Origin of the sequence: Arthrobacter sp. efr-133-R2A-63 (genome assembly GCF_030209795.1) — a bacterium.
Taxonomy (GTDB): domain Bacteria; phylum Actinomycetota; class Actinomycetes; order Actinomycetales; family Micrococcaceae; genus Arthrobacter; species Arthrobacter bambusae_A.
On sequence record NZ_JARVRG010000032.1, the window covers coordinates 30543 to 49392 of the forward strand.

At 64.2% G+C, this 18850-nt stretch carries 20 protein-coding genes; 12 read left to right on the forward strand and 8 right to left on the reverse strand.

The annotated features are described in order from the left end of the window. Window positions 1-39 precede the first annotated feature (39 nt). From QRN45_RS17790 to QRN45_RS17805, 4 genes are all read left to right on the forward strand, one after another. Window positions 40-2214 (forward strand): transglycosylase domain-containing protein, encoded by a 2175-nt coding sequence (locus QRN45_RS17790; protein ID WP_241710291.1) that lies wholly within the window; start codon window positions 40-42, stop codon window positions 2212-2214. Window positions 2215-2433: 219 nt separating this feature from the next. Beyond that, window positions 2434-4146 (forward strand): alkaline phosphatase family protein, encoded by a 1713-nt coding sequence (locus QRN45_RS17795; RefSeq protein WP_241710290.1) that lies wholly within the window; start codon window positions 2434-2436, stop codon window positions 4144-4146. A 172-nt stretch (window positions 4147-4318) separates the two neighbouring features. Continuing rightward, window positions 4319-4660 (forward strand): hypothetical protein, encoded by a 342-nt coding sequence (locus QRN45_RS17800; protein ID WP_241710289.1) that lies wholly within the window; start codon window positions 4319-4321, stop codon window positions 4658-4660. Between the two features lie 118 nt (window positions 4661-4778). Next, window positions 4779-6050 carry an MFS transporter gene (locus tag QRN45_RS17805; RefSeq protein WP_284764178.1) on the forward strand — a complete coding sequence of 424 codons (1272 nt, stop codon included), beginning with the start codon at window positions 4779-4781 and terminating at the stop codon, window positions 6048-6050. Window positions 6051-6085: 35 nt separating this feature from the next. Here the strand turns inward: QRN45_RS17805 and QRN45_RS17810 are convergent, their stop codons facing one another. Continuing rightward, the gene (locus tag QRN45_RS17810) at window positions 6086-6385 is read right to left on the reverse strand and encodes a ribbon-helix-helix domain-containing protein (RefSeq protein WP_139359653.1); all 300 of its coding nucleotides are present in this window, start codon (window positions 6383-6385) and stop codon (window positions 6086-6088) included. Window positions 6386-6793: 408 nt separating this feature from the next. On the opposite strand from QRN45_RS17810, the gene QRN45_RS17815 reads away from it, so the two are divergent. Further along, on the forward strand, window positions 6794-8299 hold the full coding sequence (locus QRN45_RS17815; RefSeq protein WP_241710287.1) for a CYTH and CHAD domain-containing protein: 1506 nt from the start codon (window positions 6794-6796) through the stop codon (window positions 8297-8299). A 55-nt stretch (window positions 8300-8354) separates the two neighbouring features. On the opposite strand, the gene QRN45_RS17820 is transcribed toward QRN45_RS17815, so the two are convergent. Both QRN45_RS17820 and QRN45_RS17825 read right to left on the reverse strand, forming a co-directional pair. Beyond that, on the reverse strand, window positions 8355-8657 hold the full coding sequence (locus QRN45_RS17820) for a DUF4193 domain-containing protein (protein WP_059389433.1): 303 nt from the start codon (window positions 8655-8657) through the stop codon (window positions 8355-8357). A 119-nt stretch (window positions 8658-8776) separates the two neighbouring features. Further along, window positions 8777-9307: a MarR family winged helix-turn-helix transcriptional regulator gene (locus QRN45_RS17825; protein WP_241710286.1), complete on the reverse strand. Its 531-nt coding sequence runs from the start codon at window positions 9305-9307 to the stop codon at window positions 8777-8779. Window positions 9308-9405: 98 nt separating this feature from the next. Here QRN45_RS17825 and QRN45_RS17830 point away from each other — a divergent pair, with 98 nt between their 5' ends. Beyond that, on the forward strand, window positions 9406-10170 hold the full coding sequence (locus QRN45_RS17830; protein ID WP_241710285.1) for a hypothetical protein: 765 nt from the start codon (window positions 9406-9408) through the stop codon (window positions 10168-10170). Beyond that, window positions 10167-10742 carry an SDR family NAD(P)-dependent oxidoreductase gene (locus QRN45_RS17835; protein ID WP_264636963.1) on the forward strand — a complete coding sequence of 192 codons (576 nt, stop codon included), beginning with the start codon at window positions 10167-10169 and terminating at the stop codon, window positions 10740-10742. The genes QRN45_RS17830 and QRN45_RS17835 overlap by 4 nt, the downstream gene beginning before the upstream one ends. 8 nt (window positions 10743-10750) lie before the next feature. On the opposite strand, the gene QRN45_RS17840 is transcribed toward QRN45_RS17835, so the two are convergent. Beyond that, window positions 10751-11362 (reverse strand): DnaJ family domain-containing protein, encoded by a 612-nt coding sequence (locus QRN45_RS17840; protein ID WP_264636964.1) that lies wholly within the window; start codon window positions 11360-11362, stop codon window positions 10751-10753. 159 nt (window positions 11363-11521) lie between these two features. Here QRN45_RS17840 and QRN45_RS17845 point away from each other — a divergent pair, with 159 nt between their 5' ends. The 5 genes from QRN45_RS17845 to QRN45_RS17865 all read left to right on the forward strand — a co-directional run bounded on the left by QRN45_RS17845 (window position 11522) and on the right by QRN45_RS17865 (window position 16008). Next, complete coding sequence (locus QRN45_RS17845; protein WP_234753344.1) at window positions 11522-11773, forward strand: DUF2630 family protein; 252 nt, start codon at window positions 11522-11524, stop codon at window positions 11771-11773. Between the two features lie 199 nt (window positions 11774-11972). Further along, window positions 11973-12590 carry a TetR family transcriptional regulator gene (locus QRN45_RS17850; RefSeq protein ID WP_264636965.1) on the forward strand — a complete coding sequence of 206 codons (618 nt, stop codon included), beginning with the start codon at window positions 11973-11975 and terminating at the stop codon, window positions 12588-12590. A 19-nt stretch (window positions 12591-12609) separates the two neighbouring features. Then, on the forward strand, window positions 12610-13083 hold the full coding sequence (locus QRN45_RS17855; protein ID WP_264636966.1) for an NUDIX hydrolase: 474 nt from the start codon (window positions 12610-12612) through the stop codon (window positions 13081-13083). Between the two features lie 115 nt (window positions 13084-13198). Continuing rightward, a complete protein-coding gene (locus QRN45_RS17860; RefSeq protein ID WP_078107557.1) occupies window positions 13199-13558 on the forward strand; it encodes a VOC family protein in 360 nt (119 codons plus the stop codon). A gap of 59 nt (window positions 13559-13617) precedes the next feature. Then, window positions 13618-16008 (forward strand): ATP-binding cassette domain-containing protein, encoded by a 2391-nt coding sequence (locus QRN45_RS17865; RefSeq protein ID WP_284764179.1) that lies wholly within the window; start codon window positions 13618-13620, stop codon window positions 16006-16008. A 17-nt stretch (window positions 16009-16025) separates the two neighbouring features. On the opposite strand, the gene QRN45_RS17870 is transcribed toward QRN45_RS17865, so the two are convergent. From QRN45_RS17870 to QRN45_RS17885, 4 genes are all read right to left on the reverse strand, one after another. Continuing rightward, window positions 16026-17426: an MFS transporter gene (locus QRN45_RS17870; RefSeq protein ID WP_264636968.1), complete on the reverse strand. Its 1401-nt coding sequence runs from the start codon at window positions 17424-17426 to the stop codon at window positions 16026-16028. A gap of 111 nt (window positions 17427-17537) precedes the next feature. After that, window positions 17538-17864, reverse strand: a complete 327-nt coding sequence (locus QRN45_RS17875; RefSeq protein WP_264636969.1) for a type II toxin-antitoxin system PemK/MazF family toxin — start codon at window positions 17862-17864, stop codon at window positions 17538-17540. Then, on the reverse strand, window positions 17861-18067 hold the full coding sequence (locus tag QRN45_RS17880) for an antitoxin MazE family protein (protein ID WP_241710865.1): 207 nt from the start codon (window positions 18065-18067) through the stop codon (window positions 17861-17863). The genes QRN45_RS17875 and QRN45_RS17880 overlap by 4 nt, the downstream gene beginning before the upstream one ends. A gap of 110 nt (window positions 18068-18177) precedes the next feature. Further along, entirely contained in the window at window positions 18178-18837 is a 660-nt protein-coding gene (locus tag QRN45_RS17885; protein WP_078107549.1) for a GntR family transcriptional regulator, read from the reverse strand. Between the last annotated feature and the right edge of the window lie 13 nt (window positions 18838-18850).

Here is an 18850-nt window from a genome sequence, read left to right on the forward strand (position 1 = left end):
GGCGTAATCTGTAAACACGCACGCTCGATAGCTGGAAAAATGGCTCCGAAGAACAGCCCGAAAAGTGGTTTGGCGCGGGTCCTGCGAAGGATCTTCGGATTCTTCGTGGTGAGTGCGCTGTGCGGCGTGCTGGCTGCCGGGCTCGTGGTCCCCGGCGTAGCGTCGGCCGGGATGGCCGTCAGCGGTTCGATCGAGTACTTCAACAACCTCCCGGGTGATCTGGTGGTCAACCCGCCGTCGCAGTCCACGAAAGTGCTCAGCGCGGACGGAAGGACGATCGCCACCTTCTATGCCGAGAACCGGGTTCGGGTCAGCCTGGACCAGATGTCGCCCTACATCAAGGAAGCGATTGTCGCCATCGAGGACAACCGCTTCTACGAGCACGGCGGCATTGACCCCCAAGGGATTCTCAGGGCATTGGCATCCAATTTCACCAAGGGCACCAACGAGGGTGCCTCGACCCTGACCCAGCAGTACGTGACCAACGTACTCAACGAGTCCCGTTTGGCGGCAGGCCAGACCGGGCAAGTGGTGCTCAGCGGTCAGAAAACCATTGGCGACAAGGTGCGCGAAATGAAACTCGCCGTCGAACTGGAGAAGAAATTCACTAAAGACCAGATCCTGGAGGGCTACCTCAATATCGTGTTCTTCAACCGGGACGCGTACGGCATCGAAGCCGCGGCGCAGCACTTCTTCAGCGTTTCCGCCAAGGACCTGAGTCTTCCGCAGGCCGCCCTGCTCGCCGGCCTCGTCAATAGCCCCAGCTACTTCGACCCCTCCGTCCATCCGGACAACGCCATCCAGCGCCGCAACCTGGTGCTGTCCGACATGCTCGCTCAGGGCAAGATCCAGCAGGCAGCGTATGCCGCCGCCGTCGTCACTCCCTTGAAGCTCACCATCACACCAGCGAAGCAAGGCTGCGCCGCCGCAAACATGGCCGCGTACTTTTGCGACTACATCTCCCACCTCATCCTCAACAACCCTGCGTACGGTGCCAGCGTCACGGACCGGGAACAGCTCCTGTACAGCGGCGGCTTGACGATCACCACCACGCTGGACAGCCGGCTCCAGGCAGTCGCCCAAACACAGGTCGATGCCACGGCAGGCGCGAACCCGGACAAATGGGGCGCCTCCTTGGTCACAGTGCAGCCCGGCACGGGCAAGATCCTGGCCATGGCGCAAAACACGGTATTTCTTCCCCAACCCAGAAAATTCGATACCCAACTCAACTTCAATGTCGATTCCAAAGACGCCAACGGCAATGATCTCAACGGAGCCGGAGGCTTCCAGCCGGGTTCCGCCATGAAGCCGTTCACTTTCACGGAGTGGCTCAACGAGGGCAAGTCCATGACCACGGTGGTGGACGCGTCGAGGAGGGTCTACCCACTAGGATTCCCTTGGAGGGACAGCTGCGGGCGGGTACTGGGCGGCTACAGCACGGCCCAGAGAATTGCCGGCCTGGGCACAGCTGACGATCTCCGCAACAACGACGAGGGCTACTACCGTCCCATGCCCGTCAACTATGGGCTCTACAACTCCATCAACACCGCAACCTTTGCCGAGGCGGCCCAACTGGACTTCTGCGGCATCCAGAAGGTGGTGGACGCGGTGGGCCTCCACAGTGGCGTGGACAACGCACCGGTCAACATGCACCAATTGGGCAATCTCCTCGGCGGCACCGAAATATCGCCGCTCGTGATGGCCGACGCCTTTGCCACTTTCGCCGACGACGGCACGTACTGCTCGCCGATCGCCATTGTGGGCATCACCGATCCCTCCGGCGGGAAGCTGCCCGCCCAAGCCGGTTCATGCCACCCCGCCATCAAGCCCGAGGTTGCCCGGGGCGTCAACTCGGCACTCCAGGACGTCTTGAAGCGGGGATCCGGCATTTACATTCAGCCGAAAGTCCAGGACATGTTCCCCACCGCGGCAAAAACGGGAACGAACAACAGCAACGGCTCCACGTGGGTGGTCGGATACACCACGGGGCTCGCCACGGCGTCCTTCTTCGGCGACACCATGGCAGGACAGAGCCGGGCCGGACAAAACGTCACGATCAACGGCAAGTTCTACACCGCCATCGACGGATACATGCTGGCGGGGCCGCAGTGGGCCAACTACATGACACAGGTCGCCGGGCTGTACCCGGCGGCTGCTTTCCCTGCGCCGCCCGCGTCCATGACGGGCACGCCCCCGCCGAGTCCTTCCCGGTGAGAATTCCGGTCGATGAGGGACACGACGGCCTGCACAACCCCGGGGGTTACGCGGATTTCCTGTGAGTTCCGGAAGAGTTCGGCTACCCGCAATTGAACCTGTCGTGAACGTTTCTGCCGTGCGGCCCAATTCGGGGGACGGAGGCCCTCCCCGCAACAAGAATCAATCGGGGACGCATTCTCGAACGATAAGAACGCAATAGCGAAGGGTCTTACTTCCATGAAGACAGCCAAGAAAAACAGGCTTGCCACAGCAGCGGTCCTGGGGGCCGTGCTGGTGGCCGGGTCCGCGGTGGCGCCGGCGATGGCCGACGACGCTTCACGCGGCGGCCAGGACGTCCAGGGCCAGCAGGCATCAGACGGCAGCAAGGGCCAGGGCGGCCAGGGCGAAACGGCGAAGCACGTCCTGCTGCTTTCGGTGGACGGCCTTCACCAGAAGGACCTGGATCTCTACGTGAAGAACCACCCGACGTCGGCGCTCGCGTCGCTGGTCAACCACGGCACCAGCTACACGCACGCCCAGACTCCCGTGCCCTCGGATTCCTTCCCCGGCATGGTCGGCCAGCTGACCGGCGGCAATCCCGGGACCACCGGCGTCTACTATGACGACACCTTCAACCGGGCACTCCTGCCGGCAGGCACTACGGATTGCAAGAACACCGCGCCCGGCGCCGAGGTGGCCTTCACCGAAGCGGCGGACAAGGACCAGAACGCCCTCGACGCCGGCCAGGGCCTGCCCGGGCTTCCGGGCAGCATCCTGAACATGACCGGACAGCCCGGTTCGCTCCTGGACCCCGCAGCCCTCCCGGTTGACCCGGCGACGTGCAAGCCGGTCTACCCGCACCAGTACTTGAAGGTGAACACGGTCTTCGAAGTGGCGAAGAGCGCTGGCCTGACCACCGCATGGTCGGATAAGCACCCGGCCTATGAAATCCTGAACGGCCCTTCCGGGAAGGGCCTGGATGACCTCTTCACCCCGGAAATCAACAGCAAGGCCGCCGCTCCGTTTACTGGCGACTGGACGCAGGACAACGCCGCTACCCAGCAGTACGACGGCTACAAGGTCCAGGCCGTGCTGAACGAGATCGACGGCAAGGACCACTCCGGCACCAAGACAGCCGGAGTACCGGGCATCTTCGGGATGAACTTCCAGGCCGTCTCGACGGCACAGAAGCTCCCGACGTCGGACGGCCTCACCGGAGGTTACCTTCAGGGCGGCACCGTCCCCGGGCCGCTTTTGAGCAAAGCCCTGGACTTCGTCAACGCTTCCGTGGGCAAGTTCGAGTCCGAGCTGGCCGCTTCCGGTCACGCCAAGGACACCACGGTGATGCTTTCGGCCAAGCACGGACAGTCGCCGATGGACTCTTCGACGCTGACCAGGGTTCCTGACAGCGCAATCATCGATGGCCTGAACGCGGCATGGAAGTCGGCGCACCCCGGCTCGGCAGACCTCGTGGCCTTCTCCACCGACGACGACATCATGCAGCTGTGGCTTTCGGACCACTCGCAGGCGGCAGCCAAGTTCGCCAAGGACTACCTGGCAGCGCACTCGGCCGCCGGCAACGACGTCAACGGTGCCGCCAAGACCGTGACAACCTCGGGGTTGAGCAAGGTCTACGCGGGCAGTGAGGTTGCAAACTACTTCGGCACCAAAACCAGCGACGCACGCTACCCGGACATCCTGGGCATCGCTCAGACCGGCGTGGTGTACACGGGCGGCAAGGCCAAGATCGCTGAACACGGCGGAGCCAGCGCGGACGACCGCGATGTGCCCCTCGTGATCTCAGGCGGCAACGACCAACACGCCCGGACCGTGACCACCGCCGTTGAGACGACGCAGATTGCGCCGACCATCCTGAAGACGCTTGGCCTGGATCCGAACAAGCTGCAGGCCGTGCAGATCGAGGGGACCAAGGCACTCCCCCAGCGCTGATCCAGCGCACTTCGAACACTGGAGGGGCCCCGCGGCCGGACGGCCGCGGGGCCCCTCCCTTGTGATCTTCGAACCCGTGGCCGCACGAAATGAACCGTTCGGCTGGCGAAGCTGCATTGGGCGCCACGCGACGTCTGCTTACAATCAAACGTCAGCAACTACTGAGGGAACCATGAAGAAAATCACCACAGCCCTGCTCGCGGCCGGGCTCGTCCTCTCCGCATCGGCTTGCTCCGCACCGCAGCAGCTGAGCACCGCGGACACCTGCAGCCGGGTCAAGACCGTCATCTCGAACCCCACGAACACCACGGACAAAACGGGAACCATCCGGGTAGCCAACCAGCTCCGCCCGATCGAAACCGTGTCCTCGGATGAGCTGAAGCCCACCCTGAAGACGATCGTGGACTACCTTGACGAGTCCTCGAAGGACAGCCCGGATACCGCGAAGCTCAACGCGCTGAAGAACGATTACCAGAACGCGGGCACCAACTACAGCAAGTACTGCGGCGGCTAAAGCCAGCTTGCATTCCGGACCCGAGGACTGGCCATGGCTGCCCAGTCCTCGGGTGCATTGCGTCGGTATGGCGTGCGCTGTGTCGGCTTCATCCTGCCTGTGAACGGACGCTGACCGCATGGATGGTTCGAACCCGCGGGACGTTTTCCGGATTCCCGGCTACCTGGCTTTCTGGTCGGCCTACACAGTGTCGGGTTTTGGAACCTACATCACCACTTTGGCCCTGCAGGTCCTGGTGCTGGATTCGCTCCGAGGAACAGCAACCGACGTCGGTCTGCTGAACGCTGCCCGGTGGCTCCCCTATCTCTTCTTCGGATTGCTCGCAGGTGCCCTCGTCGACCGACGGCCGCGGAAGCCCGTGCTCGTGGGAACAGACCTTGCGCGGGGCATCCTCCTGCTGGCCATTCCTGTTCTCTACGCCGTGGGACGGCTGAACCTCGTTGTCCTCATCGTCTTCGTAGCTTTCTTCGGCGTGTTCTCCCTCTTCGGCGACGCGGCATCCCAGTCGTTCCTCCCTCGGATCGTGGGCAGGCAGGACTTGCTGGCTGCACACGCGAGGGCCGACCAAAGCGATGCCGTCGCCCAGACTTCCGGCCCGCTGGTTGCCGGCGGCTTGGTCACGCTCCTGGGGGCTCCCTTCGCTGTCCTCGCCGACGCCGTGTCCTATCTCTTTTCCGCGCTGGCGATCTCCCGGGTGCGTGTTGTGGAGCCCCGGGAAGTATCCGGCTCATCCCTGCGAGGCCTCCGCGCGGAGATCGCCGAGGGACTCCGCTGGGTCTACCGGCACCGCGTTCTTGCGCCAATGGCCGTCGGATCCCACGTCTGGTTCCTCGCCAACAGCATGCTCGGAACAGTCTTCGTATCCTTCGTCTTGCTCGAATTGAGGTTGTCGCCTTTCGAGCTTGGCATCACGCTGGCGGCCGCCGGCGTCGCGGGGCTGCTCGGGAGCAGCTTCTCGACCAGGTTCGGGATGCGATGGGGTGCCGGGCGTGCGGTGATCATTTGCAATTTCCTCATGTCGGTCGGCTGGGCGATCATCGCCGTCGTGCCTACCGGCAACGGACAGAAGTGGCTCGTGATTCTCTTGCTGGCCGCGGGGCAGGCCGTCTACGGACTGGCCCTGGGACTGAGCAACGCGAACGAGATGGGTTACCGGCAAGCGGTAACACCGGACCATCTGCAAGGACGCATGAACACCACAATTCGGTCCGCGAACCGCGCGATGATCGTGGTCGGCGCACCGGCCGGCGGACTCCTCGCGGTATCAATCGGATACCAGCCGACGTTGTGGATCGGAATTGCGGGATTCGCGGCGGCGGCGTTGCTCCTTGCGGCCTCTCCGTTCCGCTCTGCGCGGCACGGCGACGCTGTCCAGGGCAGACGCCAGTAAGGGCTGGAGCTTCGCGACCCGCAGCCCGGCCGCCGTTACAGCGCGGTGTGCTTCCCGAACGGATGGTGGCCCGTGGCCGGCTGTCCGTGGCTCCCCAGCCATTCGGACAGGGCCTCGCGCAAGATCTCGCTGGGCGTGAGGCTAAGCGTTTGTGAAGCCGACTCCAGGGCGCGGTCCAGTTCTCCGGGAATCTGGAAGTCCAAGGGCGAGGGACGGCGGTCTTCCTGCGATTCGGAAGGCACGCCATCGCCGCGCAACAGCTTGCCGACGGCTGGCTTCATGTCATCTTCAGTCCACGCCGAAAGGCGCTCGAAATGACTCACATCTCGTGTCATGATTTTCCCTCCCATCAATCAAGCATCCTCCGTTGTCGGGCCGCCGTCACCCTCTGCGAGTAATTACTCTCTAACCATCGCGAGTTGCGTCGGGCGCGCGGCGAGGCCACGGGTTCATGTCCCGTTTTGGCGGCCCTGTTGGCTGGTCCCGGCGGAGGTCGACCGGGCCCGTTCGAAGACCCAGGAGTCGCAGAACGGACCCGGCGCTCACGCTTAAGGGTGAGACCGCGACGGACATCGATCAGCGCAGGGCTGGTGCCGTCAGAGTGATCTTAGGGCTTGGGCGGATTCCGGTCTAGGGAATCGAAGGACCGGGGTTGTAAAACCTTGACCGCTCTTTCCCTGCAGGAGGCCTAGTGGGAGGATGCCTATAGGTGCGGACCAGCTACGAGAAGGACGGGAAACGGCATGTCGACCCAGGAATCCGTGGAAACAGAGCGCAAGTACGACGCCGACTTGGAAACGCCCCTTCCCGCGTTCGAGGACATCACCGGCGTCGAACAGGTCGCAGATCCTGCGGATCATCAACTCGAGGCCGTCTACTTCGATACAGAAGGCCTGGTCCTTGCCAAGCACCGGATCACCTTGCGGCGCCGCTCCGGAGGCATCGATTCAGGCTGGCATTTGAAACTGCCGGCAGACCGGGACAACCGCGTGGAGATCCAGGCGCCGCTGGGGCAGCCTGAGATCGTCCCGGAGGAGCTGGCGGAGCGTCTCATCGTCTTCACCCGCGGCGAGGAGCTCAGGCCCGTGGCCAGGATCCATACCCGCCGCACTTTGCACCGGCTACACGGAAGCGACGACGTCACGCTGGCCGATTTCATGGATGACCACGTGACCGCAGAGACCTTGCACCCGAGGCAACTGGAGAGGCGCTGGCGGGAATGGGAAATCGAGCTGGTCCACGGCGACGAATCCCTGTTCGAGAGCGCGGAGAGTGTCTTGTCAGAGGCCGGCGCAACCCCCTCCGGGCATGCGTCCAAGCTTGCGCGTGCCTTTGGCACGGCCTGGCCGGCAGCCGTGCCGGCGCCGCCGAAAGCACGTCGGAAGGGTTCTGCGGGCGACGCAATAGTTGCCTACATCGCCGCGCAGATCGCTGAAATCACCGAACTGGATTCCGGAGTCCGGCAAGGCGTCGACGACGCTGTTCACCGCATGCGCTCGGCCACCCGCAGGCTCCGCTCGACGTTGTCCGCTTACGGCAAGCTCTTCGACGCCGATGCCGTGGATCAGCTCAAGGCCGAACTCAAATGGCTGAGCAAGGTCCTGGGCAAGGCACGGGATGCCGAGGTGTTGCGGGACCGGATCGGGGAATTGATGAATGAACAACCCGACGGCTCGGTGTCCGCTCCAGCTGCCAGCAGGATCAATGACGAACTCGAGGCCGCCTTCAACTCCGGGTATCGCGAGATGCTCCGCTCCTTGGGAACGAAACGCTATTTCCGGCTCCTGGAGTCACTCGAGGAATTCCGCGACGAGCCTCCCGCGAAACCTCGTGCGGGGAAGAAGGCCCGTCCCGTCACGGCCAAGCTGGCCGGGAAAGCGGTCAAGCGGTTGCGCCGGTCCCAGAAGGCAGCGGCCGGGCAAACCGGCGTCGAAGGCGACAGGGCATTGCATCAGGTCCGTAAAGACGCAAAACGGCTGCGCCATGCAGCCGAAGCGCTGCGGGACGTCCACAGGAAACCCGCTGTGAAACTGGCCCGCAACGCCCAGAAGATCCAGAAGATCCTAGGAGAGCACCAGGACAGCGTTGTCAGCCGCTCGGTGCTGCTCCGGCTCGCGAGCGATACCGGCGGATCGGTGGAGGACAACTCGCCATACCGCCCCTTGCTCGCTGCCGAAGAGCAGCGAGCAGCGGATTCCGGGGCACGTTATGAAAAGCTCGCCAAGAAGAAGCGCCTACATCCCCTGTGATGAACGTAACGGTGAGGGAGATGGCTAAGCGGCACGTGGATTGGATCTCAGAGGCTCAGCCTTCGCACTCTACGCAGTACGCGTGACCGTTCTTTTCACGGGCAATCTGGGAGCGGTGACGGACGAGGAAACAGGAGTAGCACGTGAACTCGTCTTCCTTCTGGGGAACGACCGCAATGATGAGTTCCTCGGCCACGAATTCGCCGCCTGGTACCTCGTTGCCTTCAAAAGCATCGGCCTCGTCAAGCTCCCGTACAACGCTGCGGGCATCCGGAGCATTGGCAGACTGCAGGGCCTGAAGTGACGTGCTTTGGGATTCCGCGACGTCGGAGCGGAGTTCGTCGTAATCGGTTGCCACCTGGGGTTATCTCTTCTCTTGTATATTTGCTGGCGAATGTGCAACATACACCATGCGGCTGCTATTCCCCACAATGTGGCAAAAATCGTGCCCTATTCGTCACGTCCGTTCCAGGCGGCTTAACGCGGCCCGATAGCCGGCTCAGGGCCTGGATCGGCCGTCAGGTCCGCCGCCCCTCCACGCTCGCGGCCGACGTCGCGGTGGAGCTCCCTGTCCAGCCCGTGGCCGTTGGCGAGCTGGACGAGCAAGTCGCCAAGTTGCGTGACCTGCTCCGTTGTCAGCGGGGCCAGGATCTCTGCTTCATGCTGTTCCGCGATTCCGCGCAGTTCCCGCAGCACGCGCTTGCCGGCGTCGGTGAGATGGAGTTCATAGTTCCGCCGGTCCGTGCTGCTGCGGACCCTCTCCACGAGGCCGCGTTCCTGAAGCGAGTCGATGAGTGAGACCACCCGGCTGGGGACGGCACCGAGCCGGTCCGCAAGCCGGCGCTGGCTCAATCCCGGAGCGCGACCGAGCAGGCGGATGACACCGGCGTCGCTGGGCGTGAGCCCGATCTCCCGGGTGCGGTCGGCAAAGCGGGAGGAGGCCACGGCCCCTAGCTGCGACAAAAGAAAAGCAGTCCGTTTCGGCCGGCCCGGCGTGGCTAAGTCCATGGATTCAGGATACATGCTTGACAGAATAATTCTAGAGGTGAACTATTTTAGTAGTGATGCAATTACGAGATATCGGCCAGCACTAGAAAGGTCCAGCCATGAGTAGTCGTTCTATTCCCGATGAAGGCGGCCGTCCAGCTCGGTCGGGCGGCCCGCACCCCGGCGTTCTAGCCCTCGTCAGCCTGGGCATTTTCCTCGCCAGCCTCATCACGTCCGCAATACTGACGGGAGGCCAGACCTTCGTCTCGCCCTTTGCCCAGGCGGAGCATGTGGCCGCATTCTTCCAGCAAAACGTCGCCGCGACGCGAGTCGGCGGAATGCTCCAATTCGGCTCCGCAGTGCCATTGGGAATCTACGCGGCTACCATCTACGCCCGGCAGCTCCGGCTCGGGGTTCGTGTTCCCGGACCGGCCATCAGCTTCTTTGGCGGCGTCAGCTCAGCGCTCTTCCTGATGTTGTCAGGTTCCGTGACGTGGCTGTTGAGCCGGCCCGAAATCACCGCGGATGTGACGCTCACCCACGCACTCGCATTCCTCGCGTTCATCACCGGCGGCGTCGGCTTCGTCGTCGGAATCGGCCTTCTCATGGCGGGCGTGGCCGTCCCCGCCTTGATCCTGGGCTTCATGCCACGTTGGCTGGCTTGGACCGGCCTGGTCATTGCCGCACTGTCAGAGTTGAGCTTCCTGTCCATGGCGATCGAGCCCCTTCAGTTCCTGTTGCCGATCGGACGCTTCGGCGGCCTGCTCTGGTTGGTTGCCGCCGGCTTCCTGCTCCCGCGCACCCGGGCAGCAGCGAACCAAGAACCCCGGGCGCATGCGTCCGGGGCAAGCCAAATGCACCGCGCAAGCCGGACAACGCCATGACGACGGCGGATCCCATCCGGCCGCTGTCCGGCAAGGTCGCGCTAGTCACCGGAGCGAGCCGCGGAATCGGTGCGGAGGTCGCAGCTGTGCTGGCTGGCGCCGGCGCCGACGTCGTCCTTGCCTCTCGTGACGACGCCCGCCTCTCCCAACAGCTTGCCGCCATTACTTCGGGCGGCGGGAATGCGGTGGCTATGACCGTGGATGTGGGCGACGAGGACTCGGTGAAAGCCCTCATGGCCCGGATCCGGGATCGCTTCGGCCGGCTGGACGTCGCGGTCAACAATGCCGCAGGCGGCGGTCGAATCCCGGCACCCCTGGCCGAGTGGGCGAGCGCGGAGTTCGACAGCGCGATCTCTATCCTCACCGAGCGGCTTGCAGAGGCGGGCCAGGCCGCCCAGGATCGCGTCGCCGCCGCTGTGCCGCTGGGCCGGATCGGCTCCACGGCCGATGTTGCTGCGGCGGCCCTCTGGCTCTGCTCGGACCAGTCCTCGTTCGTCACCGGAACCGTTCTCGCCGTCGACGGCGGCCGGCTGGCAGGAACGCCAGCGTTCAACACCAGCAGAAGCCACTGAGGCCCGACCTACCCCGATCCTTTCCAGATACGGCGCCACCACGGCCGCTTGCCCGCAGGTTCCTGGTTCACGGATTCCCGGGCCGCGGTTGCCTCGGCAGCCGCCGCCCGGCGCTCGCGCCAGCGTTCCAGCTCGACGCCGACGTCGCGGGTTTTCGTGATCACCGGCGGGCCGCCCTGGAGCTGGCGCCGCGCGTCGATGACCCGGGCGTTGAAGTCCTCCACCAGATCGCGCACCTGCTTTTCCGAGTAAAGCGCATCGAGCTTTGCATCCAGTTCGGCATCCTCGGTCCGGAGGAGAATGGCCTTCGGGCCAAGGCCACTGAGATGCTCGCGCTGAATGAGGCCTTTGACCCACCAATCGGGATCGTAGCGCTCCCCCAGCCCGGGGATCGGTTTGCCTGCGTACTTCAGGTTGTCGAACTTCCCTTGTGCCATGGCGTCGCGGATCAGGTATTCAACCCGCGCGGCGTCATCCACCTTCTTGCGCTTCTGCCGTTCTTCTTCTTCGGCGGCTTCCAGTTCGGCTTCTTCTTCGGCCGTCATGCCGGTCGCGCGGACGTTCCGCAGCTCCATGGCTCGCTCCAGCCGGCGCTTGAATGCACTGCTTTCGCCGTTCACGGCTAATCACCGCCTTCGCTTGCGGAAATCTTGAATCTGCGTCCTAGTATTCCGCAAACCGAAGACCTCCGGCATGGCTCTGGCGAACACGGGCTCTGTTCACGCCCAGCGCACCTCACTAACCTGACTGGTAACGGCTAGTTCAGGAAGAGGGTCACCATGGACGAACAGGGCATTCTCCACCGCATCCAATCACTCGTGGAGGAGGAACGGGAGCTCCGGGAGAAAGCTGAGGCTGCCCCGCCGGGTCCTGCGCACGCCCCGGACCGCGCAAGGCTGGAGCGCATTGAACAGGACCTGGATCAGTGCTGGGACCTGCTGCGGCAACGACGGGCCAAGAGACAGTACGGGGAGAACCCGAACGAGGCGAAGCCACGGCCCCCGAAGCAGGTGGAAGGCTACACCGGCTGAGCCGCCCTACAGCGCCGACCACGGCACGGGTCAGGCGCATGAGCACGGTGACGTTGATTCACGGGGCAGCCAGGGGCAACGACGATATGCCCCGGCCGCTTTCCTTCGCGACGCGCAGGGCCGTGGCCTGGCCGTTGGTGGCGTTCCACTCTTACATAATGACACTCAGTCTCATTATGTAAGAGTGGATACTGGAGAGATGCCCTCAGACCATACGAAGCCCGTCATCGGGCGCTCCACCGGACGCCCGGCGACGATTGATCCGGACGCCGTGGCCGGCGTCGCGCTCCGGCTTTTTGCCGAGAACGGCTACGAGCGGACATCAATGGAGGACATCGCACGCGAGGCCGGAATCGGGCGGAAGAGCCTCTACCGCTACTTCCCCAGTAAGGCCGACCTCGTCTGGGGCGGCATGGAACCGGTGGTGGAAGCCTCGGGCCGGGCGCTGGAGAACGCCCGCACAGCGGAGCCGTCCGACGGCGGCATCCTCGCCGGGCTGGCGGCGGCCGCCGTCGCCGGGGTTTCGGCGCTCCCGGACCTTACCGTGACGCGCGGGCGCCTGCGCCTGATCGCAGAACACCCGGAGCTGGCGAGCAGGAGCTACGACGCCCTGGCCCCACAACGGGACCGGGCACGGCTATACCTCGTTTCGCAGGGCGTCAGCGAAAGCGCGGCAGGCTATCTGTGCGCCGCGTATCTCGGTGCGACCTTCGAAGCGTGGATGCAGTGGGCCGTGGGGACGGAGCCGGATCTGGTGCCGTATTTGCTTGAGTCCATGGCCGTGCTGCGTGTTCCGACCGCCGGACCCGGCGGATAACTTATGCCTGGGAGGGTAAATGACAATTCGAAGCGCGGGCATTCTGTTATACCGGCGGAATTCCGCGGCGGAGTTGGAATTCTGGATAGCCCACATGGGCGGCCCCTTCTGGGCCCACAAGGATGCACGTTCCTGGTCGATCCCCAAAGGCGAATACCCCGAAGACGAGGATCCGCTCGTCGCCGCCAAGCGTGAGTTCGCCGAGGAGATGGGCACTCCCCCGCCCGACGTCGACTATCACCAGCTGGGCATCTTCCGGCAACCGTCGGGCAAGCTCGTGGCGGCCTTCACCGCGGAGTCGGATTTTGAACCGGAGAGGATCGTGAGCAACACCTTCGAGCTGGAATGGCCACGCGGATCTGGCGTCGTTCGGAGCTATCCGGAGATTGACGACGCCATCTGGGCCACGGAGGCCGTTGCCCGCACCAAACTGGTAGGCGGGCAGGTGCCGATCCTCGACGCGTTGATCCTGCACCTGGGGAGTGGTGGCTGAGCCCGGCCCGGACCGGTCAGGAATGGAGAAGCGCCGCTTTCGGGCCGCGCCTAGAATGGCGGTCATGGACAACCGTCCTCGCCAGCTTCGTCCCCTAATGACTCCAGGAGTGATCATGAGCGACTCTTCCAACGAGGGAATCAAGACCGTGCTGCATCCCGTATCCGACCTCGCCGCGGCCAAGGCGGTGTACACCGCGTTGCTCGGGACACCGCCGCAGGCCGACGGACCGTATTACGTCGGCTTCGACGTCGCGGGCCAGCACATCGGGCTCGTTCCGGGAGGCGGCCCGCAGGCCATGACCTCGCCCGTCGCCTACTGGCACGTCTCGGACATCGAGGCGAAGCTGGCAGAGGTAACCGCCGCCGGCGCTACCCTGAAGGACGCACCCCGCGACGTCGGAGGCGGCCGCTTGGTGGCCACCGTCACCGACCCGGACGGCAACGTCCTCGGGCTGCTTCAAGATCCTCAATAGCCAACCGGACTTGCCCACGGAAACCGCCAGGACGATCCCGCGTGAAAGATGGAGACACGATGAGCACCGCCACGAGCACCGACACGCAGTCGCCTGAGCTGCATACTGCCGACACCCACGATCTGATTCGCGTGCAGGGCGCGCGGGAGAACAACCTCAAGGACATCAGCATCGAGCTGCCGAAGCGTCGGTTGACGGTGTTCACGGGTGTCTCCGGCTCGGGCAAGAGTTCACTCGTGTTCGCCACGATCGCCGCGGAGTCGCAGCGCATGATCAACGAGACGTACAGCACCTTCGTGCAAGGGTTCATGCCGACCATGTCGCGGCCGGATGTGGACCTGCTCGAAGGACTCACGACGGCGATCATCGTCGACCAGGAGCGGATGGGCGCGAACACCCGTTCCACCGTCGGTACCGCCACCGATGCGAACACCATGCTGCGCATGCTCTTCAGCCGTCTTGGCCAGCCGCACATCGGATCGCCCCAGGCGTTCTCGTTCAACGTCGCCTCGGTTTCCGGCGCGGGCGCGGTCACCTTCGAGCGCGGCGGTACGACGACGAAGGAGCGGCGGAGTTTCAGCATCACCGGCGGCATGTGTCCGCGCTGCGAAGGTCGGGGCTCGGTCACCGACTTCGACCTCACCGCACTGTACGACGCCAGCAAGTCGCTCTCGGAGGGCGCCCTCACGATTCCCGGCTACAGCATGGACGGCTGGTTCGGCCGCATCTTCAGCGGCTCCGGGTTCTTCGACATGGACAAGCCGATCAGCAAGTACACGAAGAAGGAACTCCACGACCTCCTCCATAAGGAGCCCACCAAGATCAAGGTCGAGGGAATCAACCTCACCTACGAAGGCCTGATCCCGAAGATCCAGAAGACCATGCTCTCCAAGGACCCGGAGGGAATGCAGCCGCACATCCGCGCCTTCGTGGAGCGGGCGATCACCTTCACCACGTGTCCCGAATGCGATGGCACCCGACTCACCGAAGCCGCCCGCTCGTCCAAGATCAAGGGAATCAGCATTGCCGACGCATGCTCGATGCAGATCAGCGACCTTGCCGAATGGGCGCGCGGCCTCGACGAACCCTCAGTGGCACCGCTGCTCAAAGGGCTGCGGCACCTCCTCGACTCGTTCGCGGAGATCGGTCTTGGCTATCTCTCACTCGATCGGCCGGCCGGCACACTGTCCGGCGGTGAAGCGCAGCGCACCAAGATGATCCGGCACCTGGGCTCCTCGCTCACCGACGTCACCTACGTCTTTGACGAGCCCACCATCGGCTTGCACCCGCACGACATCCAGCGCATGAACAAACTCCTGCTGCAGCTGCGGGACAAGGGCAATACCGTGCTCGTCGTGGAGCACAAACCGGAGGCGATCGCGATCGCCGATCACGTCGTCGACCTCGGTCCCGGCGCTGGCACCGCCGGCGGAGAAGTGGTCTTCGAAGGTACCCTCGAAGGGCTGCGGTCCAGCGGCACCCTGACCGGGCGCCACCTTGAGGATCGCTCAACCCTCAAGCAAGCGGTGCGGACAGCCGCCGGTGCAGTGGAGATCCGCGGGGCCACCGAGAACAACCTGCGCGGCGTCGACATCGACATTCCGCTTGGGGTCCTGGTTGTGGTCACGGGCGTCGCAGGTTCAGGGAAGAGTTCGCTGATCCATGGCTCGTTGTCCAAGCGGGACGGCGTCGTTTCCATTGATCAAGGGGCGATCAAGGGCTCGCGACGGAGCAATCCAGCGACGTACACGGGACTGCTCGAGCCCATCCGCAAGGCGTTCGCGAAGGCCAATGGCGTGAAGCCTGCGCTGTTCAGCGCGAATTCCGAGGGGGCATGCCCCACCTGCAACGGCGCGGGCGTTATCTACACGGATCTCGGGTTCATGGACACCGTCGCCACTCCGTGCGAGGAATGCGAAGGCAAGAGGTTCCAGGCATCGGTGCTGGAGTACCGCCTCGGCGGCCGCAACATCGCTGAAGTGTTGGCGATGTCGGTGAAAGAGGCGGAGGAGTTCTTCTCTGCCGGCGAATCAAGGATCCCGGCAGCCCACGCGATCCTCCAGCGCCTGGCCGACGTCGGACTCGGATACCTCAGCCTCGGCCAGCCTCTCACCACCCTTTCCGGCGGCGAGCGGCAGCGGATCAAGCTGGCCACCCACATGGGCGAAAAGGGCGGCGTGCTCGTCCTCGACGAGCCCACCTCGGGCTTGCACCTCGCCGACGTCGAACAGCTGCTTGGCTTGCTCGACCGGCTCGTGGACTCCGGGAAGTCGGTCATCGTCATCGAGCACCACCAGGCCGTTATGGCGCATGCCGACTGGATCATCGACCTGGGCCCGGGCGCGGGTCACGACGGCGGCCGGATCGTTTTCGAGGGCACGCCCGCAGATCTGGTTGCCGGGCGTTCCACCCTCACCGGCGAGCACCTGGCGGCCTACGTGGGCGGGTGACTAAACGGGACGGCTGGCTAACTCTTGGCGGCGTCCGGCGAGTGGATGAAAAGGCTGGCGAGCGCGGTGAGAAGAAGAAGCGACGCCGCGATGATGAAGCTGGTCTGCATTCCGTGGACGAAGTTGGTGCGGTCCGCGATGAGGGCGCCAAAGACGGCGATGGCGACGGCGCCGCCCACTTGGCGGAAGGTGTTGAAGACCGCGCTTGCCGTACCTGCCTTTTCACTCGGGACGCTCGCGAGTACGACGGCGGTGACCTGCGGCATCGCGATCGATCCCCCCGAACCCGTGAAAATCAAGAAGATACCGACGAGTAGCGGCGACCCCAGCGGCGCAGTGAGAAGCATCGCGGTGAGCCCCACCACCATGGACGTCAATCCGACGACCACCGGCACCCGCGTCCCGAAGCGGTTCGAGAGGGTTCCGCTGACGATGTTCCCGACGATGCTGAACGCCGCCGAAGGAAGGAACGTGAAACCGGCCTGAAGAGGTGTCAGCCCGAGGTGCTGTTGGAGAAACAGACTGACCACAAAGACGGTCCCGAAGTGGCCAACCATGAACGCGAAACCGACCGAGAGCGAAATTCTCATGCCAGTGGAGCGAAACAGCTCAAGCGGCATCATCGGGTGCCGGCCACGCGCCTGGATCAAAAGGAAAGCCGCGAGGCTAACCCCTGCGAGCACCAAGCTACCGATCACGGGCACCGTGCCGAAGCCCTCGGTCCCTCCCGTAATGAGTCCGTACATCAACGCGGCCAAGGCAACGATCGCTGCGGCCTGGCCTGCCCAGTCGAACGGAGTCGGCCGTCGCGGGGACCTGGCGACGGCAGCCAGGAGTATGAGCATCGCGATGCAGACGGGAAGGTTGATCCCGAACACGAGCCGCCAGTCCAGTGTGGTGAGGAGGCCGCCGACAAGCGGGCCTACGGCTCCGGCCACGGCCCCGCCAACCGCCCAGATCCCAAGGGCATGTGCCCGACGGCGGGGATCGGGAAAGGCTTGCCGAATCAGCGCCATCGATGCCGGCAGCATGATCGATGCCGCACCTCCTTGGAGGAAGCGGGCGGCAATGAGCACTCCCGACGTCGGCGCGAGTGCGCACGCGACCGACGCCACCAGAAAGAGGGCGATACCCCATCCCAGCGCCCTTTTCGCGCCGATCCGATCTGACAGGTTCCCTGCGAACAGCAACAACGCGGCGAACATCAGCGTGTAGCCGTCGATCACCCACTGCAGGCCTGCCGTTCCGCCCCCGAGTTCCTTGCCGATGCTGGTGAGCGCGACGTTGACGATCAGGATGTCGAGGGTGATCAGGAAGAACCCTAGCGACGCAATGATAAGCGTGAGCAGTGCCCGGGGAGCATCGGCCATGGCTGAGGGAGGAACCGGAGCCGGAAAAGTGGTTTCGGGACGAGTCATGGTTTAACGAAACAGCCCATGCAGAAAATAAGGGAGTCTCTGTCCTGAGGGGTACTGGCAGTGACCCCCATCGTAAGCACAGCGAGCGCGGTCGGGGCCCCTGACGGTGTGCTAGCCGGCAAGTCCGAGGAACACCAGCAAAGCCCTTTCAATCTCAACGAGCTGAGCGGCTGTCAAGCGGCCGACCCGGCTTTGCACACCGGAACGCCGGACCGTCGTCAACTTGTCGATCATCACGTGACTTTCCTGCCGCAAGCCGGACAACTCCGAGGCTGAGACACTGACCCGCAGGAGGGGTGCATCGATCAGGGTTGTTGTCAGGGGAAGAACCGTGACGGAATCGGTGACGTCGAATCGGTCATCCTGGATGACCAACGCTGGCCGTGGCTTGGAAGCGTAGACGCCGCCGGCCACGGTCCAGAGTTCGCCGCGGTTCACACTTCGTCCCAGGGCGCTGACACAGCCTCGATGAAGTCCTGGTCATCAGAGTGACGGTCGGCAGCTGCGGCGGCAGCAGCTTGCCGATGTGCTTCCGCGTCGAATCCATCGGCTCGAACGTCAGGCACCCACACCTGGATTGGGCGGAAGCCGTGTTCGCGCATCCGCTTACGGTACTCACTAACCCGATCTCTGACTGTCATAGCATCGATGTTACATGTAACGTAATTGTGGCGACAAGCACGGAGATGTCCCTCGGAAACGCGGCGAGCGCAAGGCCGCCCGCCGCCGTCGGGCACCCGCCGTCGGGCGCTTAAGCCACCAGCTCCGCGGCGGCGCTGTCCATGTGCTCGAGGATGGTCTTGCGCGCCAGCGATGCATCACCGGTCTCGATGGCCGCCACGATGTCGTGGTGCCGCTCGACGCTCATGTTCTTCACGCCCTTTTCCAGTCCGGCGAACATGATGGACATCCGGATGGATCCCTCCAAAGATTCCCAGGAATGGAGCAACGTCTCGTTGCCGGTGAGGCGGCACATGGTGCGGTGGAATTCCAGATCGGACTCGATCCGTTCCTCGAGGCTTCCCTTGGCGGCGGCCGCCATGGCGTCGATGGCGGTACGCAGCGAAGTGATCACCTGCTGGCGGTCCGGCAGCTCGCAGAGCGTGCGCGCCGCGAGGGACTCCAGGGCCGCCCGCACGGAGTAGATATCGCGGATTTCCTTGGCATCGAGGTGTCGGACAGAAAGCCGGCCACGCGGTCCAGCAGACAGCAGGCCCTCCTGCTCGAGTTGCCGCAGGGCCTCCCGGAGCGTCCCCCGGCTGATCTGGAGCATGTCCGACAGCTCGGTTTCCACGAGGTGCCGTCCGGGTTCCAGCTCGCCGCTCGTGATGGCGGTGCGCAAGGCGGAGAGCGCCTGCTCGCGGAGGCTCTTCTTTTCCAGTCCCAGAAGGGGTGCTGTTGCTCCGGCCATCTTGTCCGTCCTC